The organism is Saccharopolyspora phatthalungensis (genome assembly GCF_014203395.1).
Taxonomy (GTDB): domain Bacteria; phylum Actinomycetota; class Actinomycetes; order Mycobacteriales; family Pseudonocardiaceae; genus Saccharopolyspora; species Saccharopolyspora phatthalungensis.
The window spans coordinates 1,306,946-1,332,428 of sequence record NZ_JACHIW010000002.1; the positions used below are offsets into that span (position 1 = coordinate 1,306,946).

19 protein-coding genes (1 of these 19 only partly in view) are annotated in these 25,483 nt (G+C 65.5%); 10 read left to right on the top strand and 9 right to left on the bottom strand.

Annotation, left to right across the window (positions count from 1 at the left end):
- Together BJ970_RS31945 and BJ970_RS38455 are read left to right on the top strand one after the other, a co-directional pair.
- On the top strand, positions 1-12,781 hold the 3' portion of the coding sequence (locus tag BJ970_RS31945) for a DUF8616 domain-containing protein (protein ID WP_184731160.1). It extends 14,600 nt beyond the left edge of the window; 12,781 of the gene's 27,381 nt are visible here — the last part of the coding sequence; its start codon lies off the left edge, out of view; it ends in the stop codon at positions 12,779-12,781.
- A gap of 81 nt (positions 12,782-12,862) precedes the next feature.
- A complete protein-coding gene (locus BJ970_RS38455) occupies positions 12,863-13,282 on the top strand; it encodes a hypothetical protein (RefSeq protein WP_246471913.1) in 420 nt (139 codons plus the stop codon).
- A 184-nt stretch (positions 13,283-13,466) separates the two neighbouring features.
- On the opposite strand, the gene BJ970_RS31955 is transcribed toward BJ970_RS38455, so the two are convergent.
- Positions 13,467-13,748, bottom strand: coding sequence for a hypothetical protein (locus BJ970_RS31955; RefSeq protein WP_312864570.1), 282 nt, complete (start codon positions 13,746-13,748; stop codon positions 13,467-13,469).
- Positions 13,749-14,596: 848 nt separating this feature from the next.
- On the opposite strand from BJ970_RS31955, the gene BJ970_RS31960 reads away from it, so the two are divergent.
- The gene (locus BJ970_RS31960) at positions 14,597-14,785 is read left to right on the top strand and encodes a hypothetical protein (protein ID WP_184731162.1); all 189 of its coding nucleotides are present in this window, start codon (positions 14,597-14,599) and stop codon (positions 14,783-14,785) included.
- A gap of 828 nt (positions 14,786-15,613) precedes the next feature.
- Positions 15,614-15,778, top strand: a complete 165-nt coding sequence (locus BJ970_RS31965; RefSeq protein ID WP_184731164.1) for a hypothetical protein — start codon at positions 15,614-15,616, stop codon at positions 15,776-15,778.
- A 171-nt stretch (positions 15,779-15,949) separates the two neighbouring features.
- Here BJ970_RS31965 and BJ970_RS31970 read toward each other — a convergent pair whose 3' ends face one another.
- From BJ970_RS31970 to BJ970_RS31980, 3 genes are all read right to left on the bottom strand, one after another.
- A complete protein-coding gene (locus BJ970_RS31970) occupies positions 15,950-16,180 on the bottom strand; it encodes a hypothetical protein (protein WP_184731166.1) in 231 nt (76 codons plus the stop codon).
- Positions 16,077-16,544 carry an aldehyde dehydrogenase family protein gene (locus tag BJ970_RS37345; protein ID WP_312864571.1) on the bottom strand — a complete coding sequence of 156 codons (468 nt, stop codon included), beginning with the start codon at positions 16,542-16,544 and terminating at the stop codon, positions 16,077-16,079. The genes BJ970_RS31970 and BJ970_RS37345 overlap by 104 nt, the downstream gene beginning before the upstream one ends.
- A 444-nt stretch (positions 16,545-16,988) precedes the next feature.
- On the bottom strand, positions 16,989-17,264 hold the full coding sequence (locus BJ970_RS31980; RefSeq protein ID WP_184731167.1) for a hypothetical protein: 276 nt from the start codon (positions 17,262-17,264) through the stop codon (positions 16,989-16,991).
- A gap of 611 nt (positions 17,265-17,875) precedes the next feature.
- On the opposite strand from BJ970_RS31980, the gene BJ970_RS31985 reads away from it, so the two are divergent.
- The 5 genes from BJ970_RS31985 to BJ970_RS32000 all read left to right on the top strand — a co-directional run bounded on the left by BJ970_RS31985 (position 17,876) and on the right by BJ970_RS32000 (position 22,130).
- Positions 17,876-18,136 (top strand): hypothetical protein, encoded by a 261-nt coding sequence (locus BJ970_RS31985; RefSeq protein WP_184731169.1) that lies wholly within the window; start codon positions 17,876-17,878, stop codon positions 18,134-18,136.
- Positions 18,137-18,429: 293 nt separating this feature from the next.
- Positions 18,430-18,555 carry a hypothetical protein gene (locus BJ970_RS39195; protein WP_281399657.1) on the top strand — a complete coding sequence of 42 codons (126 nt, stop codon included), beginning with the start codon at positions 18,430-18,432 and terminating at the stop codon, positions 18,553-18,555.
- 223 nt (positions 18,556-18,778) lie between these two features.
- The gene (locus BJ970_RS31990; RefSeq protein ID WP_184731171.1) at positions 18,779-19,963 is read left to right on the top strand and encodes a terpene synthase family protein; all 1,185 of its coding nucleotides are present in this window, start codon (positions 18,779-18,781) and stop codon (positions 19,961-19,963) included.
- The gene (locus BJ970_RS31995; RefSeq protein ID WP_184731173.1) at positions 19,938-21,110 is read left to right on the top strand and encodes a cytochrome P450; all 1,173 of its coding nucleotides are present in this window, start codon (positions 19,938-19,940) and stop codon (positions 21,108-21,110) included. The genes BJ970_RS31990 and BJ970_RS31995 overlap by 26 nt, the downstream gene beginning before the upstream one ends.
- A 24-nt stretch (positions 21,111-21,134) precedes the next feature.
- Positions 21,135-22,130: an alpha/beta fold hydrolase gene (locus tag BJ970_RS32000; RefSeq protein ID WP_184731175.1), complete on the top strand. Its 996-nt coding sequence runs from the start codon at positions 21,135-21,137 to the stop codon at positions 22,128-22,130.
- Positions 22,131-22,158: 28 nt separating this feature from the next.
- Here BJ970_RS32000 and BJ970_RS39715 read toward each other — a convergent pair whose 3' ends face one another.
- From BJ970_RS39715 to BJ970_RS32020, 5 genes are all read right to left on the bottom strand, one after another.
- The gene (locus tag BJ970_RS39715) at positions 22,159-22,686 is read right to left on the bottom strand and encodes an aldo/keto reductase (RefSeq protein WP_312864572.1); all 528 of its coding nucleotides are present in this window, start codon (positions 22,684-22,686) and stop codon (positions 22,159-22,161) included.
- Positions 22,686-23,072 (bottom strand): aldo/keto reductase, encoded by a 387-nt coding sequence (locus BJ970_RS39720; RefSeq protein ID WP_312864573.1) that lies wholly within the window; start codon positions 23,070-23,072, stop codon positions 22,686-22,688. Before BJ970_RS39720 ends, BJ970_RS39715 begins: the two co-directional genes overlap by 1 nt.
- The gene (locus BJ970_RS32010) at positions 23,069-23,920 is read right to left on the bottom strand and encodes an MmyB family transcriptional regulator (protein WP_184731177.1); all 852 of its coding nucleotides are present in this window, start codon (positions 23,918-23,920) and stop codon (positions 23,069-23,071) included. Before BJ970_RS32010 ends, BJ970_RS39720 begins: the two co-directional genes overlap by 4 nt.
- 156 nt (positions 23,921-24,076) lie before the next feature.
- Positions 24,077-24,805: an MFS transporter gene (locus BJ970_RS32015; protein ID WP_221468336.1), complete on the bottom strand. Its 729-nt coding sequence runs from the start codon at positions 24,803-24,805 to the stop codon at positions 24,077-24,079.
- Positions 24,806-24,923: 118 nt separating this feature from the next.
- Complete coding sequence (locus BJ970_RS32020) at positions 24,924-25,175, bottom strand: FAD binding domain-containing protein (RefSeq protein ID WP_312864574.1); 252 nt, start codon at positions 25,173-25,175, stop codon at positions 24,924-24,926.
- A gap of 32 nt (positions 25,176-25,207) precedes the next feature.
- Here BJ970_RS32020 and BJ970_RS32025 point away from each other — a divergent pair, with 32 nt between their 5' ends.
- Positions 25,208-25,456, top strand: coding sequence for a hypothetical protein (locus tag BJ970_RS32025; RefSeq protein WP_184731179.1), 249 nt, complete (start codon positions 25,208-25,210; stop codon positions 25,454-25,456).
- Positions 25,457-25,483 lie beyond the last annotated feature (27 nt).

Genomic DNA, 25,483 nt, shown 5'->3' on the forward strand with positions numbered 1-25,483 from the left:
GGATGGCGCTGTGGAACGGCCGCTCGACGATCTGTTGAGCGGGTGGTGGGCCGCGACTGGACGTGCGGATGGCGGGTCGTTCGGTAGGCGGAGGCTGACTGCGGAGGATGTGCGGAGGCTGGCTGATGCGGTGGAACTGCGTTACCGGGATGGTGTGGGTGAACCGGAGACGCGTAGCGGGCAGCGGTTGCGCGGCAGGCTTGTCAACGTCCTTGAGTTGACCAGGGAGCTGGGTGGGGAACCGGTCCTCGCGGATGCGCGGGATGTTCGGCTACTAGCGGACTGGATTCGGGATACCGGCCGGTTGCAGGGGCCGACGGTGACCGCCGCGGACGTGCACCGCGTCATCCAGGACTTGACCGAGAGCACCGCAGTAGTTCGCCCGTACGAGGTGCGTTTTTTGGCGGGTGTTCTGCGGCGGGTTGAGCAGGGGCTGGAACAGGGCGGCGAACAACGGCGACCGACTTTGGCGGAGTTGCGTGCGCAATGGCGGCGGCAGGCCACGCGGGCTGTGACGCTGCGACTCGGAAGCCAAGCCGAAAACACCGTGGTCTACCCAGTCGACGAGGTGTCGTCACGGTGGTGGAAGGGTTTTCGGGGCGGCCGCGTGGACGTGGAACAAATCCGGCGCGAGATGGGCATCGCCGGGCACCGAGAGCCTGTCATCGTCGTTGTGGAGGCCAGACGCACGAGCCCGACAGGTGCGGAGAAGTCCTTCCCCGTCAGTGATGCGATTCGCGGCACGACCACGCACCTGGACACACCACGCGAGCTCGGACACCGGCTCGCCGACACCGACCAATACCAGCAAGTCACCGCACACAACCAGAACGGCCCAATCGTCCTGGTCATCCTCGGCGGCAACGCCGCACTCGGCGTACACCTCACCCGCGACCAACTCACCCAACGATTCGCCGAAGGACTCAGCGACGCCGGGGACAGTGTCCGCCAAGTCCTGCTCGCCGAAGGCTATATCTCGCACGATCCTTCCGGGCTCGGGTTGGTGGCCGTCGATGCTCGGGCTGGTGGTCGGCATGATGCCGGGCTCATGCTGACCTCCGGTGTGCGAACCAGCGTGCAAGTGCTGTGGCTGGATTCCGCACGCGAGAACACCATTGCCTACCCCGCCGACCTCAGCAGTTTCAACAAGTTCGAGCAGATGGCCGGCTCGGATTCGTTCGACCTGAGTCCGGTGCGGGCGGCTATTGGGGCTGATTCGCCGCTCATCGTGCTGGCATCGACCACACCGACGGGTAAGTTCACCGTCGCCGATGCGGCTACGTGGGAGACCGAGAATGTAAGCCCACGTGAGTTCGCTCGTCGGGTGGTCAAGGATGCGCGGTCCCACGGGATCGCCGCGCCAGACGATGACCGCCCAGTCGTCGTCTGCACGTATTTCCGGGGACGGCGTGGGCAAGCGCTGCCAGAGCGGGCCCGGCAGGAGCTGGCCGCGAGCTTCCGCGCGGCGGGACATCGCGGGCCGATTCATGTGACCACAAAGGACGCTACGACGCACGGCCCCAGCTTCACTCCCGCGGACGATCCCGTCATGAATCAGTCTTTCGAACGCGTGGACCCGTGGTCACCGCAATTGCGGCTGGCGATACCGGCGGGTTCAAGCGTGATCGACGCGGTCGCCTATCCCCGCAATAGCCATGAGGATGCCGAGTGGCGGCGGTGGGCGGAGTCGGGGCCCGACCTGGATGGGCTGCGGGCACGGGTGCGTGACGAATCACCGATCCTCGTGCTGGCGCGCCGGGAGCCTGCTGAAGGCTTCGCCTACGTCGACCCCGGAACCTGGTCCACCAATCGCCTGAGCGCCAGAGAATTCGGCCGGATCCTGATTGGCGCATTGGGCGAGCTAGCCGCCTCGACTCCCGGCAGGCCCGTCGTCGTCATCGCCGTGCAGCCGGCTAACCGGACTGCCGTGGGAGAACAGACACGCCGGGACCTCGCGAGCGGAATACGCCGAAATGGCTACGACGGGCCGGTTTATGTTGCTGCGGCGGTGGAAAGCGGTAACGGCGAAAACACCCGGTTTGACATTCGGGATATCGCTCTCGCCGGAGGCAGTCCGGGCGCCGTTGAGCTGTCGGTGTGGGAGCTGGCTCCCGCCAATCCGTCACATCGTTTGCTGGCAACCGGAACATCGGCGGATGTGGACTGGTGGGGCCAGTGGTCGTCGAATGGCTTCCGGGTCAGCGGTGCGCCACGGTTCGGGTTGCGTTCGACGACCGTTGTGCTCGCGCGGCTGTGGGGTGATGAGCTCGTCACACCGTCGGGCACCGTGTCGGCCTTCGAATTCGGTCGCCAGGCGGCGCTCAGCGCGCCTTACCAGTTCTCGGCGCTTTCCACGGACGCTCCTGTCCTGTTGGCCACGATCGGAGCCGCGACCGGGCTCAGCCGGCACGCCGCGCATGAGTTCGCCCGCGGCGTGCGGAGCAACGACCCGGATCGCGCGGTTCTCGTCACCGACCGGGATTTCCGGTTGCTGCGCGATGCGAACGGCGAGGCCGTGCTCCACCTCGACATAGACCCCCCGAGGTTCGTGCCGCCGCAGAACTGGTCCCCGGCGGCATGGCCGAGCCGACCCGCGGACGACAACTTCGGGCCAGTGCTGATGTATCCGTTCCACCCACGAGGGGTGCCACCGTTCACCCTGGACACGGACTGGGTTGTTGCGGAGGCCGGGCACAGAAACCCAGTCGTGGTGGTGGCATCGCCGGTGCGCGGGCGTTTCCACGTGGTTGATCCGTCGACCGAGGCGACGCGAGTACTCGGGCCTTCGGACTTCGGCACCAGCGTGGCCAGGAGCGCGGAGTTCCGGCAATCCGTCAGCCACGACCCGGCCCGCCCGGTCGTCGTGGTGTTCGACGAATGGCCCGCCGGCCTGACCGAACAAGACGCGCGATCGCTGGCCACGGGACTGCGCAGCGACGGAATCCGGCGGCCCGTTTTCCTGTCGATGGGCGAATTCCACGAGGCCGAGACCGGATGGCGCTCATACGCCCTGGTCGAAGCGCCCTCCGCACAGTCGGCACTGCTGGCGCACCCCGCCACTGCGGCCGATGCGCAGCGCCCGCTGCTCATCTCCTCGCTGGGCAGCGCCCACGCGCAGATTGCCGAACGGCTCCATTCGTACGGGGTATCCCGGCTGTTGTCGGCGCTGGGATATGACGGACCCCCACAACCGATTGTCGTCCTGACCAGCAGGCAGGGCGAAGATTTCATCACCCCGGGCGAGCGAAGGAGCATAAACCCGGCAGTTTTGGGCGCTGTGCTAGCGCGGAACCCGGATTACCTTGCGGCGACCCGCGGAGACTGGCGACGACCGGTCGTGATCGCCGCGGTAGGGGCACAGAACGACCCAGATGCGATTACAGACCTCAACGCGGTCGCGTCAACACTGCTGGGCACCCCCAACGCGGACCGACCCGTCTACATCGCGGAAGCCAACATCCACGCAGACAGGATGACCCTGCCGGACGGCCTGCAACTGTTGACGCATGACCAAGAACAGCCCGTTCTTCCGCAGGAGGAATTGGTGTCCCCGACCTTCCGGGTCGGCGTTGGCTGGGGATCGGCGCCGAACGCCGTGGGTTTCCCAGCGCGAAGGGTCTACTCACCTTGGGCAAGATGGGGTTCGTTGGACTACGAGTGGCACGGGCCGATGCTGCGGCGCGCGGTGGCTGAGTTCGAACCGGACCCGCTGTTCGTCTTCGTGCACGTGCGGGACGAAAGAATAGTACTGCTCAACCGGCGAGCCGGGCTTGAGTCACCGGAACCTGTCGAGCTGGGCATCCGCATGCAGCATTCCGATGGGTTCCAGCGCGCCGAGGGTGGGCACATCGCGCGAACGGTGGTGATCGTGGCGGATTCGGAAGGTACGTCACTTCCGGACTGGTACGTCAGAGCACTCGCCGAAGGGTTGCGTCGAGTCGGTGGGCCGCCGCGACCCGTGTACGTCTACGACGGCTACCTACACGCGACCTTCCACGCCGACGCCGTGCTGGATCAGTTGCGGAGCGTGACACCGGAGCTGAACTGGCAGCGGCCCGAGGGTGTCCGTGACCCCGACGAGCCCTTGGAAATCCTGCCGCACTATCAGCGGGATTCCCCGCCGAGTTATCGGAGTGCCGGTGACGTCGCGTCCGCGGTCGCGGCGGCCGATAGCCAACGCGAGGCAGCGCTGTCCGGTGCCGCCCGCCCAGCCCGGCCCGCCGAGGTCACGGAAGCCGAGATCGCGAGGGTGTCTCGGCGGTGGAGCGAGGAGTTCCAGGAGGCGGAACGGACGCTGAGCAGACTGCCGGCCAATGATGTGGCGGATCTGCAGGCGCGGGCCAGGGTGATCTTGGGCAGTGTGTGGGCGCGCCCGAGGCAGGGCGACACATCCTCGGCAATGGCCGTGCAGAACTTGTGGGACCGAATGGCCCAGCGGGTCGCCTTCCGGCTCTCCCCCGACGAGTCGGAGACCGGCGCATGGGCGGATACCGCGGCGATGGCGGCGAGTGTTCCGGCCCAGCCTGTCGTGCTGGCGGTGCGGGGGTCGGATGAGCCGGTTATCTACCCGGAGTGGACGAGGTCACCGGGATTCGCAGAGGTCTCCCCTGACCGGGATGGATTACTGGTGGTACTGGGCAGCGACCGCGTCGTTGTGCCTGATGAATTAGTGGCTAGAGTGCGGCGGTCGCGTGTCGATGTGCTGGCACGGACAGACGCCGGAGAAGGTCCACAATGGATGCTGGTTCGGACCGACGGGAGCGAACCGGTACAGCCGCCAGCGGAGATAGCGCGTTCGGTGCACCCGGAGCCCTTGATGTTCTTCGCCCCCGACGAGGACGCCGTGGCCGTCGAAGCCGTGGCATTGGCCTCGGACTTACCCGACGTGCAGGTGATCGGCCTGCACGTGACACCACACGGACACGCCCGATGGCCAGACGGACAAACCGAACCAGAGGAGACCGCCCAGCGGATATGGCGAGACCGGCGCTTCGTCGCCGGATTGCCAGTCGCACTGTTCGGATGCGGCGCCGGACGCCGACCAGACACAGGTGAGGCGTCGTTCGCCCAACGGCTCGCGACCAGCTTGGGAGCGCACCTGTGGACGACAGGTCCCAGCGACGTGTGGCAAACCAACGACGGTGCGGTGCACGCCACCGACACGATGGTGACAGACGACGGCCGAATGCTGCCGATGTTCGTCGACGGCCAAGGAACCGGCCACTGGTCACTACTCGGCCCCGACGGACAGCAACTGTTCTCAACCGGCCCGGAACTACGGGCCGCGCTAACCGACTCGACCCCACCACGCTACGCCGACCACACACGTCCCGGACCGTTGATCAGATGGTCGGACGACGTGGTTCTTGAGTTGACCAAGGAACTCGGCGGGCGGCCGGTCTTCGCGGACGCAGGCGATGTTCGGTTCGTGGCGGACTGGATTCGGGATACCGGCCGGATGCAGGGACCGACGGTGACCGCTGCGGACGTGCACAGCCTCGTGCAGGAGCTGACAGAGAGTACAACGAATGCTCGCCGACGGGAGGTGCGCTTCTTGGCGAGTGTTCTGCGGCAGGTTGAGCAGGGGCTGGAACAGGGGGACGAACAACGGCGGGCAACCGTAACCGAGTTGCGTGCGCGGTGGCGGCGGCAGGCCACGCGGGCTGTGACGCTGCGGCTGGGCAGCCAAACCGAAAACACCGTGGTCTACCCGGTCGACGAGGTGTCGTCGCGGTGGTGGAAGGGTTTTCGGGGTAGCCGGGTGGATGTGGATCAGGTGCGGCGTGAGATGGGGATCGACGGGCATCGAGAGCCGGTCATCGTCGTAGTGGAGGCCAGACGCACGACCGCGACCGGCGCCGAGAAGTCCTTCCCGATCAGCGACAAGATTCGCGGCACGACCACACACCTGGACACACCACGCGAGCTCGGGCAGCGGGTGGCCGACACCGAGCAATACCAGCAAGTCACCGCACACAACCAGAACGGCCCAATCGTCCTGGTCATCCTGGGCGGCAACGCCGCACTCGGCGTGCACCTCAGCCGCGACCAGCTCACCCAGCGATTCGCCGAAGGACTCAACGACGGCGGGGACAGAGTCCGCCAGGTCCTTCTGGCCGAGGGCTACATCTCGCACGATCCTTCGAGGTTCGGGTTGGTCGCGGTGGGGCCGCGGCCTGGTCGTGGGCAGGATGCGGGGCTCGTGCTGACCTCCGGTGTGCGAGCCAGCGTGCTCGCGCTGCGGCTGGATTCCGCACAAGAGAACACCATCGCCTACCCCGTGGACATCAGGAGTCGCAACAACTTCGAGCAGATGGCCGGATCGGATTCGCTGGACCTGAGTCCGGCGCGAGAGGCTGTTGACTCGCGTTCTCCGATCATCGTGCTGGCATGGATCGCACCGCGAGGTCGGTTCACCGTCGCCGACGCGGATACGTGGGAGACCGAGGATGTAAGCCCACGCGAATTCGCTCGTCGGGTGGTCAAGGATGTGCGATCCCACGGGATCGCCGCGCCGGACGATGACCGCGCGATCGTCGTCTGCACATTCGCCAGGGACCAACGGCACCGGCTGACCCAGTGGGACCTGCGGGAGCTGGCCGAGAGCCTCCGCGACGCGGGGCATCGCGGGCAGATCCACGTGACCGAACAGGACACCATGCCGTCCGGCCCCGATCTCTCTCCCGAGGTCGAAATGCGGGATCACTTCTTCGGACACGTGGACCCGTGGTCGCCGCGACTGCGGCTGGCGATACCGGTGGGTTCAAGCGTGATCGACGCGGTCGCCTATCCGCGAGACAGCCATGAGGAGTCGGTTTGGCGGCGGTGGGCCGAGTCGGGGCCCGACCTGGACGGCCTGCTGGCAGAGGTGCGCGACGAATCACCGATCCTGGTGCTGGCGCGCCAGGGGCATGATGAAACCTTCGCCTACGTCCACCCCGGAACCTGGCGTGCCGAGGATCTGACCGCCGGTAATTTCGGTCGGCGAGTGGCTGGCGAATTCCGCGAGATAGCGGCCTCGAATCCCAGCAGGTCCGTCGTTGTGTTCGCTGTGCTGCCGGGTTTCGGGCGTGGCCTAAGCGAGCAGGCGCGCCAGGAACTCGCCAGCGGAGTACGCCGATACGGCCACGACGGCCCGGTTTTTCTTGCTACCGTTGAGGAACGCGATGACGGCGACAATATCCGGTTTGACATTAGGAATATCGCATTCGTCGGCGGACTCCTGCGCGACGCCGAACTGTCGGTGCGCGAGCTGACTCCCCCCGGTCCGTCGCATCGTTTGCTGGCGGCCGGGGGAACTTCGTCGGATGCGGACTGGTGGAGCCAGTGGTCGTCGAATGGCTTCCGGGTCAGCGGTGCGCCACGGTTCGGGTTGCGTTCGACGACCGTTGTGCTCGCGCGGTTATGGGGTGACGAGTTCGTCACCCTGTCGGGCACCATGTCGGCCTTCGAATTCGGTCGCCAGGTAGCGGGCAACGCGTCGTACCAGGCATCGATCACTGCGCACCCGGGCGCTCCTGTCCTGTTGGTGACGGTGGGAGCCGAGACCGGGCTCAGCCGGCACGCCGCGCATGAGTTCGCCCGCGGCGTGCGGAGCAACGACCCGGATCGCGCGGTTCTCGTCACCGACCAGGATTTCCGGTTGCAGCGCGATGCGAACAGCGGGGCCGTGCTCCACCTCGACGCGGATCCCCCGAGGTTCGTGCCGCCACGGGGCTGGTCCCCGGTGGCCGGCCTGAGCCGGTCCGCGGACGACGGCTTCGGGCCAATGCTGAGGTATTCGCCCCACCCGGGCGGGGCGCCATGGCTTGTCGTGGACCAAGACTGGGTTGTTTCCGAGGCCGGCCACCGGAGTCCATTGGTTGTGGTGGCCCGGTCGGTGCGCGGACGTTTCCACGTGGTTGATCCGTCGACCGACGCGACGCGGGTAATCGGGCCGTGGGATTTCGGCACGAGCGTGGCCAGGAGTGCGGAGTTCCGGGAATCCGTCAGCGACGACCCGGCCCGCCCTGTCGTAGTGGTGTTCGACGAGTGGCCCGCCGGCCTGACCGAGCACGACGCGCGATCGCTGGCCGAGGGACTGCGCGGCGACGGGATCCGGCGGGCCGTTTTCCTGTCGATGGGCGAATTACAGGAGACCGAGACCGGATGGCGCTCATACGCCCTGGTCGAAGCGCCCTCCGCACAGTCGGCACTGCTGGCGCACCCCGCCGGTGCGGCCGATGCGCAGCGGCCGCTGCTCGTCTCCTCGCTGGGCAGCGCCCACGCGGAGGTTCCCAACCAGCTTCGTCCATTCAGGATCTCCCGGCTGTTGTCGGAACTGGGGTACCGCAGCCCCCAACAGCCGATTGTCGTCCTTACCAGCAGGGAGGACGAAAACTTCATCGCCCCAAGCGGGGAAAGTAAGGTAAACCCGGCACTTCTGGGCTCTATGCTGGCGCGAAATCCGGAATACCTTGAGGCTACCCGAGGAGACTGGCGACGGCCGGTCGTGATCGTCACAGTAGGGGTGCAGAACGACCCCGACGCGATGACGGACCTCGCCGCCTTCGCCTCGGAACTGCTGGGCACTCCCTACGCCGACCGACCCGTCTACATCGCAGAAGGCAGCATTCGGGCAGACAGGCTCGCCATGCCGGAAGGCGGGCGTGTTGTGGAGTCCGGCCTGCGACTGTTGACGCCCGACCGAATGCACCAGCCTCCCCCGCCGCGGGAGGAATTGGAGTCCCACACCTTGCACATCGGTCTTGACCTGGAGTCGGGGCCAAACGCCGTGGGTTTCCCGGCGGGAACGGACGTCGTCCCGCGCTGGACCGGATGGGGCTCGTTGGAGCGCACCTGGGACGGGCCCATGCTGCGGCGCGCGGTAGCCGAGTTCGCTCCGGACCCGCTGTTCGTCTTCGTGGAAGTACGGAACGGACAAATCAGAGTACGCAACGGAACTGGCGTGCTTGAGTTACCGGAACCTGTTCGGCTGGGCATTCGCATGCAACGTTCCTCGCAGTTCCGGCGCGCCGATGGCGGGCACATCGGACGAGCGGTGGTGATCGTGACGGAGTCGGAGGATGGCGTGCCTCTTCCGGGCTGGTACGCCAGAGCACTCGCCGAAGGCATGCGCCCAGTTGGTGGGCCGCCCCGACCCGTATACGTCTACGACGGCTACCCGCAGGCAGCGTTCCACGCCGATGAGGTGATGGACCGGCTGCGGAACGTGACACCGGAGCTGAACTGGCAGCGGCCCGAGGGTGTCCGTGACCCCGACGAGCCCTTGGAAATCCTGCCGCACTATGAGCGGGATTCCCCGCCGAGTTACGGCAACGCCGGAGGGGTCGCCGCCGCGATCGCGGCGGTCGACCGGCAACGCGACGCAGCCCTTTCCAGCGCTGCTCGCCCCGCTCGGCCCGCTGAGGTCACGGAAACCGAGATCGCCGGTTTGCACCGGCGCTGGAACGAACAGTTCCAGGAGGCCGAACGCGCGTTGAGCGCACTTTCCGCCGGCTGGGTGGCCGATCTGCAGGCACGAGCCAGAACCATCCTGAGCGGTGTGTGGCAACGCCCAAGGCAGGGCGACACATCCTCGGCAATGGCCATGCAAGACCTGTGGGACCGAATGGCCCAACGGATAGCCTTCCGCCTCTCCCACGACGGCCGGGCGGAAACGGGCGCCTGGGCGGAGGTCGCGGCACTGGCGGCAACCATTCCGTCTCTGCCTGCCGTCTTGGCGGTACGCGGATCGGACGAGGTGATCGCCTACCCGGCATGGACGAGGTCGCCCGGATTCGCGGCGGTCTCACCGGACCGGGACGGGCTACTGGTGGTGCTGGGCAGTGAGCACACGGCGGTGCCCGGTGAATCGGTGGCCGAGGCACGGCGGTCGGGCACGGATGTGCTGGCACGGACGAACACCGGAGACAGTCCACAATGGATGCTGTTCCGGGACGACGGGCGGGAGCCGCTGGCGGTGGAACCACCGGCGGAGGTGACGCGGTTGGCGAGTCCGGCGCCGTTGATGGTCTTCGCGCCGGGTGAGGGCGCGGTGGCGGCCGAGGCGGTGGCGTTGGCCTCGGATTTGCCGGGCGTGCAGGTGGTAGGTGTGCACGTGACCCGGCAAGGGAATGCGCGCTGGCCGGACCGGGAGGTCGGACCCGAGGAGACCGCAGAGCGGATATGGCGGGACCGGCGTTTTGTCGCGGGGTTGCCGGTGGCATTGTTCGGATGCGGTGCCGGACGGCGACCGGGGCCGGGTGAGGCGTCGTTCTCACAGCGATTCGCGGCGAGTTTGGCGGCGTTGTGCGGATGCGGGGCCCGACGCCGACCAGAACCGGGTGAGGCGACGTTCTCGCAGCAGTTCGCGACGAGCTTGCGGACGCAGGTGTGGACGACGGACGCCAGCGGGGTGTGGCAGACCAGGGACGGTGCGGTGCATGCCACCGAGACGGTGCTGACAGACGACGGACGGATGCTGCCGGAGTTCGTCGACGGCCGAGGAACCGGCCACTGGTCGCTGCTGGGCGCCGACGGGCAGGAGTTGTTCTCCCGTGGTCCGGAGCTGCGGGCCGCATTGACCAACTCGGCCCCGCCGCACTACCCCGAGCAAGCGCGCCCGGAGCCGGTGATCAGGTGGGCAGGCGACGACAATGCCGACCTCTCCAGACCCCGCGCTACGCAGACCCCCGCCGCAGACGGGACTCGTGGTGTCAAGCGCGAGCGTTCCGAAGGTGACTCCGGTTCAGCCGATGCTCCCGAGCGTCGGCGGGTCCGGCGATCTGCGGAACCCGAGGCGTCTGAGTCACCGCACGCGCATCGGGATGCGCCGGAGCCGACCACCGCGTCGGAGCCGGCCACTGCGCCGCCGCCAGAGCCCGCCGAGGCGCCGCTCGGCGAGGCGGAATCCCTTGTGGGTTCCGGACCGCCGGGCCAGGGTGTGGCGGCTTCCGGTCTGCCCGCTGCGGTGGATTCCGTGCCGGATCCGGTCGCGGAGTTCACTGAGCTGACCGGGCGGATGCAGCGGCATCTGGCGACGATGCCCCCGGATTTCCATCCCGAGGTGCGTCCGCAGGTGGAGCGGACGAGGCGGATGCTGGCCGAGCGGCGGGAGTGGACTCCGGCCGAGTTGACGAGCATGCGGGCGGGGCTGCCGCGGTCGAGGACCGTGGAAGGGGCGTTGCGCAATGCCCGGCGCCGGATGCTGCGGCAGGTGTACGACCGGGCGCGCGAGACTATGGCCCAGGGACGTGATCCGGTCCTGTATTTCCCCCGCGGTGTGCCGGGCGGGGTGAGTTCGAGGCCCGACGTGCGTATGGGGTTCGAGATCGAATTCCACCTCCCCGCCAGCGATTTCGTCACGCAGCTGGAACGCCTGGGGGCCCATCTGGACGACGAGGGGCTTTTGGACTGGGAGGACGCGGCATCGAGCCTGCTCGGTCCGGATGAGGCCAAAGCCGTGGTGGCCGGCGGGAAGTGGGCCCTGATCGAGGAGGACCTGGACCACGAGGTGGAGGTGATCTCGCCGATTCTGCGTGCCGGTGCCTGGAATGATGTGGCCCGGGTGCTGGCGGCGGCACGCAGGTATGGCGGCGATGCCCGGAACTGCGCGGGCCAGGTGAACGTCAGTTTCGACTGGCCATTGACTCCGCGGCATTATGTGCGGCTGGCGCAGTTGATCAAAAGCGCCGAAGCGCTGCTGTACCGGCTGGGCAACGTCCAGGGCAGCGGGGACGGGGGCGCGCACCGCAACCTCTGGAGGTCAGGCCCCATGCCGCTTCCGGTGGACCTAGGCACCGAGGGTCAGGGCTGGGACACCGTCACCGCTTACGAACCGGTGTTTTACCTGAACTCGAACAAGCACGACGCGGTGCAGTTTCATCTCGACCGGGAGGACGGCCACGACCGCACGGAGTTCCGGCTCTGGGCGGGGAGCCTGAACCCCGCCATCTGGCAGGTGCGCACCGAGCTGAGCGCGGCGATGATCGTGGCTGCCACCGATCCCACGATCTACCCGGCACTGGACCGGTGGATCAACGAGCCCGATCTGCTGGGCCATGAGGACCCAAGACTCGACGATCAGGCGCGGCTGGAGCACTTCCTGGAATTCCTGGAGCTGCTGCCGCTGAGTCACGCCGCCCAGACGCAACTGATGCAGCTGTTCGCCGCGACCCGGCCGTGGCGCGACACCGGCTCCAACGATCCCGAATACCGCACGCAAACGATCGACCTGCCCCACAACTCGATGTTGCTGCCCGCCCCCGGTACCTCGACGGCCGGGGCGGTCGCGGCCGCCCACTCCTACCAGCTCTACGACGACGCGAGCCTCATCCTGGCCACTACTACCCCGGATCACCAGGCGATCCAGCTCTGGGACGGCCGCGCTCTCGGACTCGACCGGTTCGCCCGGATGCTCGGTCAACGCGGCATCGGGATGTTCCATGACAGATGGACCGTGCTGGCGATTCGTGGTGGTGTTCCCCCGGAGCTTCCGGGCAAGGTGCTCGATTCTGGCCGAAGCCGGGTGCTGGTGCCGGCCGAGAATCTGTTCCGCACCCGCGACGGGCGGCTGGTGACCGGCCGCAGAGTCGTCGACGGCGGCGGCGTGGTCACCTTCCGGCCCAGCACCCGGGGATGGATCGAATTCGAGCACCGGTCCGCCGACGGGCGGCCTACCGGCAAGGCAGACCTGGGCGAGGCGTTGACCGAAGCCTACAAATCCCACTGGCCCGACAACGGACACGAGAGTCGGATGGTGCCGTTCTGGCCCGTCCGCGAACCAAGAGCCGGGTCCTGATCAGTGCGGGACTCCGGGCACACCTTAAAGGCCCTTAAAGGCCGCACGGTCCGGACACTCTCGCATGAAGCGGCTCCCGTTATGGGCTTTTCGGTCCGCCTCGGTTTCAAATCTATCCTGATGTCAACTAATCCGGAGGTATTGAAAAAAGAGGATAGCGGTCTACGATTTAGTTTGGGTCAAAATTCAAGAGATTCCCCGATCATCCAACAAGGGGACCAAGTGTTCGATAAGATTCAGTCGTTGACCTTTTCCGAACTGGCCGAGCACCGCGTGGAGTTTCTGCCCGCGCGCACGGTCATGTCGATGTTCTCGTTCGGTCACGGCTTACTCAACGACTTCGTCGTCAATGGCGGCAAGGGCGGCAACGGTGGCGCCACCGCCGGCAGCGCCGGTGGTGCCGGTGGCGCTGTTGGTGCCGCCGGTGCATTCGGCCACGGCACCGACGGTGGCCACGGCGGCAACGGCATCGGTGGCGCCGGTGGCCCGAATCTGCGCTGATCCGTATTGACTCGCTGACTGACACAACCGCTGCGCTGGCCACGCCCCGCGCTGGCGGTAACACCTCGCGTGCCATGCTGGATCAGGTCGGCGGTTTCCGGGACCCTCGGGCAGCACTCGCGTGTTGGGCAGAAACGGCGGGTCCGCACAGTTACCACGGGCCCGCCGCTCTTGCCGGGACCGATCAAAACACGGGACCCCCAGGACCACCGATCCCGTTGCCACCGAAGCCGTTGCCCCCGATGCCGTTGCCACCGGGACCGCCATGGCCAAAGGTGCCGCCGTTGCCGCCTTGGCCGCCACCGGTGCCGCCACCGGTACCGCCGCCGTTGCCGCCGTCGCCGCCATTGATCACGAAACCGCCACCGTTCCATGGGAATGTCGTCAAGACGGTGCGTGCAGGCAGGAACTCGATGCGCTGGTCAACGAGGTCGGCAGTGCTCAGTGGTTGAGTCGTATCGAACACTTGCTCCTCCTTTGCTTATGGGCTCGGAGTCCAAGCGGAGATCGATGCCTAGACAAGGTCATGAAACCCCCAGATCCCCTTATCCAACCCCCAGTTTCGTTGGCATCACGAGGCAGCGTATGTGCACCTTAGATCCGGCGCAGCCCGAAAGTGGCGGCAAGGGGCGTGCCGTCATGAGCAACAAAGACGCCAGGCACGGCTCGACGCCGGGTTTGCGCCGGTCATGGGTGGCCTGCGGGCCACGAAGTTCAATCACCGTCACAGCGGCGGGTGATATTGAAGAAAAGTGATCTCGTTTCGACACACGCCGGTTAGCACCGGCGAGTTCCGCCGCAATATCAAGCTCTGCTGGAAACACCGTGCCCCGACGTCAAGATGACATCGCACCGCTGTTTGAAAGCCATCCGCGCCCAGATCATTTGTGATCATATCGGCGCGGCGAGTCGCGGTTCTCGCCGACCACCGCCCGCCGAGAACGCCGCTCCCGCGCACACCTCGGCATAGCACGGCGATCGCGCGGAAACGGCGATGTGTCACGAACAACAGCCGGTCGAGGTATCACGATCCAATTCCGGGCAATTAGTCCATAGCGTGCCGGGACTTTTGTCACCGCGCCTTGGCCAGTGCCGGGACTTTTGTCACCGCACTGGCCGAATTTTGTCCGGATACCGAACCGGACGATCAACAATTCGGCTACCAAAAAATCATGGGCCGCGCGGGAATGCCTGGCACTCCTGGGCGCGTTCCTCCAGTGTCGGTTCGAGCGCCGCATTTCCCCGCCTCTGACGAGGAGTCAGAGCTCGATCCGGTGTGTGATTTTTTGTTCACTAAGATAGGGGAACTGTCCTATGCGTACAGGTGCGCGAGCGCTGGCTGGCTTGATGCTGGCAGCGTCCCTGGCATTGGGAGTCGGCGGCGTCGCTTTTGCTGCCGTGAACGACTCGTTGGGTGTGGCGGCAACGCAGCAGGTGATCCAGCTCCAGCCCCAGGGGAACGGAAACGGGAATCCCGGCAACTCCGGCGGGAACACCGGCTGATGCGCCATAGAAGTCGTCCGACCACCCTCGCCGCCACCCGCGGTGCGCGGTATCGGGGCATCGGTAAGTAGTACCTACCTGCCGGGAGACGGCTACCATCTCCCGGCTACCAACTCACCCGTGCAGTGGGCGAATGGAGTCGTCCACACGCTGAAAACCCTGGCGGAAGAGCATCATTCGACGACGGCGAAGATGGCGCGCCAGCAAACGACGTCCATCGTCACGCCGCTTGGTCGATGTGTCTGCTTCGAAGCCAGGGGCTGGCGTGTGTTCAGTCCACCATGCCGGTGGGATCGCGTGTGCTGGGTCTCCTCCCCATCGCTCCTCCTGACAGTCCGATCTGTCCTGTTAGGTCTTTGCGCGTCGAACTCCGCCGCACGTTCATGGTCCGGGTTCCACGACGAAGGAGGTATGAGCCGACGGGTTCAGCTCGGATTCAGTTGGTGCTACTAATCAATCCACCGTCTCGGTTCAGCCGCACTACGGGTAAGCCGGGTGAACTCGCGGCGCTGTGCTGGGCAGGAAGCCAGCGGCGGCTGCAAGGACGGGCGGAAGTGCTTGTCCTGTCTTGTGATCGAAGATCACGTATTGAATTAGGGGCGAAAGTCCCCTTTACGCGCAGGCCTTCGGCCTTAGGGTGGTAGATGCACTACAACACGGTAATGGGGGCGCTTTTCTTGCGTCCCCGCTGAGGGATTGATCGCGCACTTCGGCCATGGTGCGTCAGCACGCGTTCCGGAAGTGCGCCGGTGTTGGTGAATCGCACAACACGCTTGACACGGAAAACCGAGAAAACCATTGCATTGTTCAGAATTGCGAGGGATCACGATGAAGATCAGCACAGTGTTCGGCCGGACCAGCTTCGGAAACCGCACCAGCTGGGGCGGCTGGGGCGGCTGGGGCGGCTGGGGCAACAACTGGGGCGGCTGGGGCTGGGGCAACAATTGGGGCGGCTGGGGCGGCTGGGGCTGGGGCTGGGGCGGCTGGTGCTGAGCACCTCCGGCCTTTTCTCCAAGCCCATCCCCTAAACCTCAACCCATTTAGCCGCAGTTGCTAGGCCCAGAACCTAGTCCTGCTCTATCTGTAGCTCCCGTTCATGCAGTGGGCGGGAGCTACGTTCAGGCATTGAGAGATGCCACGTCGTAGGAGACCCCGCAGCCTCCCTCAGGCCGGACAGTCAGCGTCTACCCAACTGCGAAAGAGCTCGACGTGCTCCTCCGGCCAAGGTCCGTCGCAGGGCATCGTCCCATCCGAGAGCTGCGCGAGGATTGCGTCGGCGTTGGCACGCACGTCATCGTAGGACGCGAGATCGAACGCGATTGACATCGAGCTGATGTCCTCCTCGCGGAACAGCGGACGGATATCGCGCTCGTACCCGACTTCTGCTTTCGCCATGTCGACTCCCGTTTAAGTTTCGTGTTCCTGAAGAGACCGACTGCGTCGCCTTCCAGGGACATGACGGTGCTGCTGCGCAAACCCCTGGCAGCGGGTCAGGTTCACCACAAACCGTCGCATCTAATCTTCGGGCCAGTGCCTTCACGTTCCGCGTGGAAGGCGGTTGCGACCAAGTGCCGAAAGTCCACCCCCGCTGCGCGGGCCGCAGGACGTGCTCGGCAGCTTGGCCGAGCAGCAGCTTGCCGACGCGGGTCGAACCGGTGAAGGAAATCTTGCGCAGTCGTGGGTCGGCCATCATCGGCTGCACGACGCCAGCCGCGTCGGTCGTGGTCACCACGACCTGGATAGGAAAGGAGCGCCTCACCTACCCCCGACGCAGGTAAAGCGCTCCTCGCAGCACCCCCGACCCCGACACCGAGCCCGTGCTGCCACCACCAAGGGTGCCAGAAAACCTATTCTGGCAAGCATAAAGATTTCGAAAAGACAGCGCCTCAGGACCTTGCATGCGTCTGCGGCGTCACATTTGTTCACATCTGTCATTCGCATCCGAAATGCACCTCGCGTGACAGCCGTGCGCCCGCAGACGCCTGGCGGCGCCGTTACGGCGAACTGTGCCCTGGTACGACGTCGCTACCTGCCGCCACACGAAGGCCAACTCCCATCCCGGCGACACCTTCGGCTACCGGACGACGCTCGTCCGGTCCGGCTCCAGGGAGCAGTAGTCCTCGAATTCGCGCAGCACCCGTGCCCGGCACAAAGCGGCGGGTCCGCCCAGGCAGGACGGGCCCGCCGCGCATGCCGGGACGGATCAAAACACCGGGCCCCCCGGCCCGCCGACGCCGTTACCGCCGACGCCGTTGCCGCCGATGCCGTTGCCGCCGTGACCGCCGTGACCGAAGGGGCCGCCATTGCCGCCGTCGCCGCCACCGGTGCCGCCACCGGTACCGCCGCCGTTGCCGCCGTCACCGCCGTTGATCACGAAGCCGCCCCACGGGAACGTCGTCAGCACAGTGCGTGCAGGCAAGAACTCCACGCGCTGGACATCGAGCTCGGCAGAGCTGAATCGCTGCGTCGTATCGAGCACTAGCTCCTCCTTTTCTAATGGGCTCGGAGTTCATGCGGAGATCGATGCCCGGACAAGCTCATAGCCCCCAGATCCCCTTATCCAACCCCCCAGATCGTTGGCATCAGGGGGCAGCGTATGTGCACCTGGAATCCGGCGCAGCACGAAGGTGGCGGCAGTGCGCGTGTCCTTAAGAACAACAAAGGCGACAGGTATGACTTGGCGCCGGGTTCGCGCCGGTCATGCCGGAAGTAGCGTTGATCACGCCGAAGCGTCAGGCGCCATCGCAGTCGGTGGACGCCCTGCTCCGACATCAGGATGACATCGCACCGGTGTGCAAACCCGGCCGCGCCCAGGCATTTTATGATCACCTCGGCGCGAAGCGTACTTCCGGGCAATGAGTCCTTCGCAATAGCGGGACTTTGGTCACCACGCCGCGCGGATTTCGTCCGGAAATCGAACCGACGATCGACAATTCAACTTAGGAAAAATCACGGCCATGCGGGAATGCCCGTCGCTCCCGGGGCGTTGCCGCTAGTGTCGGTTCGAGCGCCGCATTTCCCCGCCTCTGACGAGGAGTCAGAGCTCGGTCCGCTGGCAAATTATCTGCACTATGGTAGGGGAATTTTCCGATGCGTACAGATGCACGCGCGGTGGTCGGCTTGGTGCTTGCGGCCTTCTTGACATTGGGACTCGGCGGCGTCGCTTCCGCTGCCGTGAACGACTCGTTGGGTGTAGCGGCTACGCAGCACGTGGTCCAACCCATCTCAGGCCACGACCACGGAAACCACAACAGCAACCCCGGCAATTCCGGCGGGAACCCAGGCAGCAACGCCGGCAACAACGCTGGCAACGGCCTCGGGGCCGCCGGTGGCACATTTTGGGTCGGCTAGGCGCGCATTGTCTGGCGGCGGTGACGCCCTAAGGAGTCGTGCGACCTAGCGCATTCTTGGTCCGGCATCCCCGTGCCTCGCGAGGCATGGGGATGCGACTATCCGTAGAGGCACCAACTGCTTAAGACCGCGTGTCCCATTCGGACCGCTCCTGATCAGCCCTCGCACATGTGGCGACTCGGTGCACAACACCAACTCACGAACCACATCGGTCAGTTCTCGACCGAACTCCCGATTCGCCATATTCGCCAGCTTTCCACCGCGCGTCCAGGTTGGAGCGGGAAAGCCTTGCGATGCAACGAGACTTCAACGACTACTACACCACTGGGCCGCGCGTCGAGGTACTGGCATCGCTCGCCACGAGCGAGCGGCGCAGCGAGTCGGAGCGGGCCACAGAGGACGGCAGGCCCTGCGCGTGACGGTAGCGCGTGCCGGAAACCAGCGCCTGCCAACTATGCCCTTTCATGCCCTACCGTCTGCCCCTCCGGCTCGCCCCGTCCGGTCTCGCGTTGACCGGCACCGTGCGGCTACCTACCGTCACCATCTAACACGTGTCGGTAAATACCCCTTCGGTTCTTACCCGAACAACCTATCCAGTTCTTACCTGCCCTATTCAGCTCTTACCTGAATTTCGAGGCCCGCGTGGACAACGGCAACAAACCCGCTGACTTGACCTGTTCTGTGACCGGACTTCTCGGTGAGCTAGATTCGACACGTACCGCCCGTTGGCCGCTTCAGCAATGCGAAGCGGCCGTAGCCGTGTACCGGTACCTTGACGAGTGGACGCGCGCCCGTCCGGATATTAAGCTCTCGCGGAGTAGTGCGGCTCTTCCCTGGTCATCTTTGCTTGCCGCGTACACCTTTGCGGGCGCCTTCAATCAGACGGTACGCGAGTTTGCCGCCCAATGTCTCACGCTATTCATGTATGACGACATCATAGATGACGAGTCGGGAATTTTTACCGAAACGGCCTTGCAAGATCTTACGGACGCTTGCTTAGGTGTCACCAAACTTTCCGCCGTACCCGAGGCCAGAACTCCCACCCCGTCCAACGTCATCCCGGACCAGCGGGGATCTGCGAAGGGCGACTCCGGCGCGCTGGATAACGATGGCGCTTCGGCGAGTGCGACCGGCCGGCTTTCCGCTGTCGAGCAGACCATCTCCTGCTTCGCGGATTGCATGGGTGGAGCCGTGCGTCGGGCACAATCGGCGAAGTGTGCGGAAATCTTCGTTGATGTGCTGGCGAAGACTCTGCGAAGCCACCTGGTAAATCGCAACTTGCGAGCAAACGACGAATCTACGCCGACGCTCGACCAACACCTCGCGAACGGCAGCTATGCGGTAGGCACTCCAATACTGTTGCTCAGCGCCATGATGACCAATACGCCGCACGATATCGACCCGATCGAAGTCGACCGTTATCGATCTTGCTGCCTAGACCTCGGCTGGTGTGTCCGAGTGAGCAACGATATCGCCAATCTCGACGACGATATGCATGCCGGACAGGTCAACACGGTCACCCTCCTGGTCGAGGAACAACACGTCGACGAGTTGCGAGCGATTCAAAACTTGCTGTCCGAAGTGCGCGGCAAGATAGCGCACATGCATCGAGTCGCCGACGATCCCGGTCATCCGCTCAGTCAGCATTACCGATGGCTCGCGCGCTGTGCCGACTTTCACGTTGATTGGTATATGACCAGAGCAACCTACTCGTTCACCACCGAAGACTGGGTGACCTTCGGGCAAGTAGACGACCATTTCGGTAAGGCCGTCCGCGCCGCGATCAGACAGGGAAATGGTTATGACGAACGCATCCACACAACCTGAAACCGCTTCATTCGACTTTTCGGAGGAGTCCTTATCCGCGCTTACCTCCTGGAGCGAACAAGTTAAGCAAGTAACCCTCGCAACGGGTGAAAAGGTTTGGCTTGCCAAGGGGTACGAAGAGGTGCGGTTGATTCTTTCGGACGCCCGGTTCGGCGCCGGCGATGAGCCGATGCATCGAGCTTCCTGGTCCGAAGAGGAGCGCAAGATCGGTCGGCTGCTGCATAATGACCCACCCCAACACGGATGGTACCGCCAGCCCCTGAACAAGGCATTCTCTGCCCGCCGGATCCAGCAGCTGGAGCCCCGGATTCGCGAAATCGCCCGGGAACAACTCGACGTGCTCTCAAAAAGAGAGAACCGATCAGCCGATCTGATCGAAACCTTCGCCCTGCCGGTACCAGAGCGCGTTATTCATGAAATACTTGGCATTCTCCCCGTTTTTCGCTCTGAATTTAGAGAAATAATCGAAGGTCTCTTGCGTCGAGGGCAGACGGCGGAGGAAAGCCGGGCAGTCGTGGACCAAGCCCTTGATCATATGTCCCGGGTGATCGAGGAGATTCGGCGCGCACCCACTGGCGGCCTCCTTGACGAGCTTATCGCTACCGGGCAATTCGCCGATGTCGTGCTCGCCGACTTGGCCGTGACGTTGCTGATGGGCGGATATTTGACCATCACCGGGATGGTCACCGAAAGCGTAGCCGTGCTTAGTCAGAACCCGGAGGCACGCCGCAACCTTCTTGCGGGCGCGAAGCAAAGCGCAGAAACCGTCGAAGAACTACTGCGCTACATCACGGTCATTCAGTACGGCGTAGACCGGGTGGCCCGCGAGCACATCACGCTTGGCGATCAGGAGATCAAGGCAGGGGAACGCGTGGTAGCATTTCTCCCCGCCGCGAACAGAGATCCGGCTCTTTGTCCCCATCCCGAAGCGATGGACGCAACCCGCCGCCGAGTTCGGCACGCATCCTTCGGCTTCGGCCCGCACCAGTGCCTAGGGCAGCAGCTGGCGCGAGTCGAACTTGACGTGATGCTGACAGAACTGTTCGGACGTTTCCCCACCATGCAACCGGCGCGCGCCTGCGAAGCCTTGCCGCGCCGTATTGAAACGGTAATCGGCGGGTTCGATCGGTTCCCCGTCACCTGGTAGTCCGACCACTAGGGACCAATAACAATGAATTCGGTTACGCATCGACTCGTTCAGGCGGGTGACGTCCGCCTGCATATCGCCGAAGCCGGTACCGGGCCGCTGGTGCTGCTCTTACACGGCTTTCCGGAGGCGTGGTATTCATGGCGCCATCAAATTAACGCACTCGCCGAGGCCGGGTTTCGAGCGGTAGCGGTGGATCAGCGCGGGTACGGCCAGAGCGAGCATCCCACTGCCGTGGAAAAGTACTCCATTATGCATTTGGTTGGCGATGTCATCCACCTGCTGCACGCTCTCGATGAGAAAGCGGCGGTGGTCGTCGGTCACGATTGGGGTGCGGAAGTAGCGTGGCATACGGCGCTCATGCGGCCGGACCTGGTACGTGGGGTGGTCGGCATGAGCCTGCCGTACCGGCCCCGTGGTGCGCAGTCGCAACTCGCCGATATGGTCGAAGCTTTCGGCGATGGTGTTTACACCAATTACTTTCAACGCCCGGGTGCGGCAGACGCGGACCTCGGCGCGGACCCGCGCAAGACCTTCCGGCTGATGCTTCGCGGTGCCCGAAAGTCGGCCCAGCCCCGGGCTCATTCCCGGCCACCCGCGCCCATCGTCCCTGCTGGTCGCACATATCTCGACATCTATTCAGAGCCCGCGAACCTTCCTGCCTGGCTCACCGAGGCCGATATTGAGGCCTATGCGGCCGAATTCTCGGCCGGCTTCAGCGGCGCCCTCAATTGGTATCGCAATATGGATCGCAACTGGGAACTCACCGCCTTCCTGCACAACGGTGTGATTCGTTGTCCCGCTTTGTACCTGGTGGGCCAACAGGACAGGTGTCTGAACTTCCCTGGAGTGCGGGACGCAATCGAGCGGCTGGACGAGCTCGTGGTGGGTCGAAGCGAAGCCGTGGTCCTACCTGACGTCGGTCATTGGACGCAGCAGGAAGCTCCAGAGCAGGTCAGCACCGCGCTAATCGAGTTCGCGCGTTCGGTAGCTCCGATCGCATACGAACCCGCGCGCTGACGGACCTGCCCTTTGAGCTCTTGGCTGGTCACGATTGGTGCAGGAGCGCGGCGTCGGTGAGCTCGTCGATCTCTTCGGCGCTCAGGCGCAGGTTCGCTGCCGCGATGTTGTCCTCCAGGTGCGAGAGCTTGGAGGTGCCGGGAATGGGCAGCATGACCTCGGAGTGAGCCAGCAACCACGCGAGCGCGATCTGGGACGGGGCGGCGTCGTGTGCGGCTGCGGCGCGGTCGACCGGTCCGCCCGGGCGGGCGAGTTCGCCGGCCGCCACCGGTGCCCAGGGGATGAAGCCGATGCCCTCCCGGGTGCAGTAGTCCAGCACGGCGGCGGAGCTGCGGTCGGTGAGGTTGTAGCGGTTCTGGACGGTGACGATGTCGGCGATCTCGCGTGCCTGCTCGATCTGGCCGACCGTCACCTGGGACAGTCCGATCGCGACGATCTTGCCTTCGTCCTGGAGGTTTTTGAGCTCACCGACCTGCTCTGCCAGCGGGATCTTCGCGTCGATGCGGTGTAATTGGAAGAGGTCGATGTGGTCCAGGCCGAGCCGGCGCAGGCTCATCAGGGCCTGCTGCCGCAGGTATTCCGGGCGTCCACCGGGGGCCAAGCCTTGGGGCCGAGGCGCACCATCCCCTGATCCGTCTCGATGACGTCGGGGCCGTTGCGGGTGAGGCCGGCCTTGGTTGCGATGAGCACGTCGTCGGGATACGGGTGAATGGCTTCCCGGATGATCTCCTCGCTGATGTGCGGGCCGTAGGAGTCGGCGGTGTCGATGAGCTGGACGCCGAGTTCGACAGCGCGGCGGACGACCCGGACGCACTCGTCGCGGTCGTCGGGTTCGCCCCAGACGCCGAGTCCGGTGAGGCGCATGGCGCCGAAGCCGAGGCGGGCGACCTTCTTGCCGGCGATCTCGAAGCGTCCGGCGGCGTGGGCGATGGGTTCGGTCATGAGTGAATGTTTCCCTTCTCCGAAGAGGTGTTCTGCTCGGCGAGCCGGCGTAGCAGGATCAGGCCGTCGCCGCTGGGGCTGCCGGGCTTCGCGCTGTAGACCGACAGGTGCTGTCCGGGAGCGCTGGTGACCGCCAGCGCCTCGAAGTGCAGGTGTAGCTCGCCGACCCGAGGGTGGCGGAAATGCTTGTCCTCGTGTGTGCGCGGGCGGATCTCGTAACGTGCCCACAATGTCGCGAAGGCCGGACTGTGCACGCTGAGTTCGCCCACGAGACGCTCAATGCGCTCGTCGGCGGCGGCGAGCTGCGCCGACGAGGCCCGCAGGTTGTTGACGGCGATACCGGCCGCCTTGTCCCAGTCCCCGTAGAACTCGCGGGCGAAGGGGTCCAGGAAGATCATCCGAAGCAGGTTGTCGAAGCGAGCGAAACCGCGGTACAGCTCCTCCGCTATCGCGTTGGCGGCCAAGACATCCTGGGATGCCGCGACCACGAACGCGGGCACGTCGCGCAGGCTGTCCATCAGCCGCAGCAGATCCGGGCTGACGGTCGTAGTCGGCACCGGGGACCCAGCGAGAGCGGGCAAGCCGAGCCGGAACAGGTGAGCAGCCGCGGCGTCGTCAAGCCGCAGCGCCCGCGCGATCGCCTGGAGGACCTGCTCGCAGGGGTGCCGCTCGCGGCCCTGTTCCAGCCGGATGTAGTAGTCAGTGCTCACCCCGGCGAGCAGCGCCACCTCGTCCCGCCGCAACCCCGGCACCCGCCGGGAGCCGTCATCGGGCAACCCGACATCCCGCGGCGTCGTCACATCGCGGCGAGCACGCAGATAATCACCGAGCCTGTTGTCCCGTTCCACGCCGACCAGGCTAATCGCGATCGCGAGGGTGCGAATGGGTGCGATGCACCCTCCCCGAACGGCGTGCCCTTCGTCACGGCATCACCACAACCACCGCCACGGCAGCGTTGTCTCAGGTGAGATCCTTTGCCTTGGTTTCTGGGGTGAGCAACGTGGTCACCACACCGACGGCGACGAGTACCACCATGTAGAGGGCGAAGGCCCACTGAGGTCCTTGCTGGTCAGCCAGGTCAGCACGTATGGCGCGGTGCCACCGAAGATCGCGACGACGAAGGAGTAGGGCACCCCGATGCCCGAGGCGCGCACCGCGGTCGGGAACAACTCGGCGAAATAGGCCGGCATGATGCCCACGAAGGCGCCCAGGAAGAACAGCGCGATCATCAGGACCAGCGCCAGCCGCAGCGCGGAGCCAGTAACGCCCAGCAGCAGCGGGAACGAAAGCACCAGGAAGGCCACGCCGTAGGTGAGGAAGACCGGCTTGCGTCCGAACCGGTCCGACAGCTTGCCCCACAGCGGCAGAGTGGCCATGAAGAACAGGTGGGCGACCACAGTGGACCACATGGCCGGCGCGGCGGGGACGCCCTTGCTGGCGATCGCGAAGCTGGAGATGCCGATTGCCCAGGTGTAGTAAACGACCGTGCTGGCGAGGCTGAATCCCAGGATGCGGGCGAGGCTGGTGCGGTTTTCGGCCAGGCCGCGCAGGAGCTCGCGAGTGGAGCGGCGTCGGGTAGCGGAGCCGGCGTGCTGGACGAACGCGTTGGTTTCGGGAAGGGTGCGCCGCAGGTACAGCCCGACGAGACCGAGCAGGGCGCCAGCCGAGGTGTTGACGACCACGATGTCCCGCAGATCCGGCGCGCAGGTCGGACCAGCGGCGCTCGGGCGCAAGCGCGGCGAGCCGGTCGGCGATGACGCGGTCGATCGTGGTCCGGTCGAGGTCCGGTACCGGTATGCCCGATAGCTGGATGCGCAGTGGCACGTCGGCGACGCCGCCCAACACGACCTCTCACGACAAGCGGGAGCTCGGGGGTGGGAGCAGGCAGGCCGTCGTGACCACCGGCCAGGAGGACTCGGCGAACTTGAGCTTGTAGTAGCCGGCGGCCCAGTCGCCGCCGTGCGCCGGCACGACGATCTCGCTCAGGAACTCGCCCGGGCGGAGATCGGGCCGTTCGGCCCGGAGGAAGAAGTCGTCCACCGGGAGGTGCCGCACGCCGGCCGTCGAGCGAAGCAACAGCTCTGTTCGGAGGGCGACCAGCACGGTCGGAGCGTCCGACTGAGGTCGCGCGGCGCATGCGGCGCCCCCAGCGTGCCCTGGTCAACGATCCGGTCGATGCCGAGCTTGCCGAGGTCGACGACCTGCGTCGGCGTCAGCTCGCCGCGCGCGAGCATCGGGACGGCAAGGGTGCCACCCGACGACACCTCGTCGACGGCCAAGGCGACGAGGGGGCTGCGCAGCGTCGGACGCCGCCGCTCCGAACCTTTACCATCCGCCATTGCCGAGATCCTTTGGCTTTCGCAGGTGTCGCTGAGCCACGGTAGCCCTCGCCGGCTTCGGAGGTGGGTGCA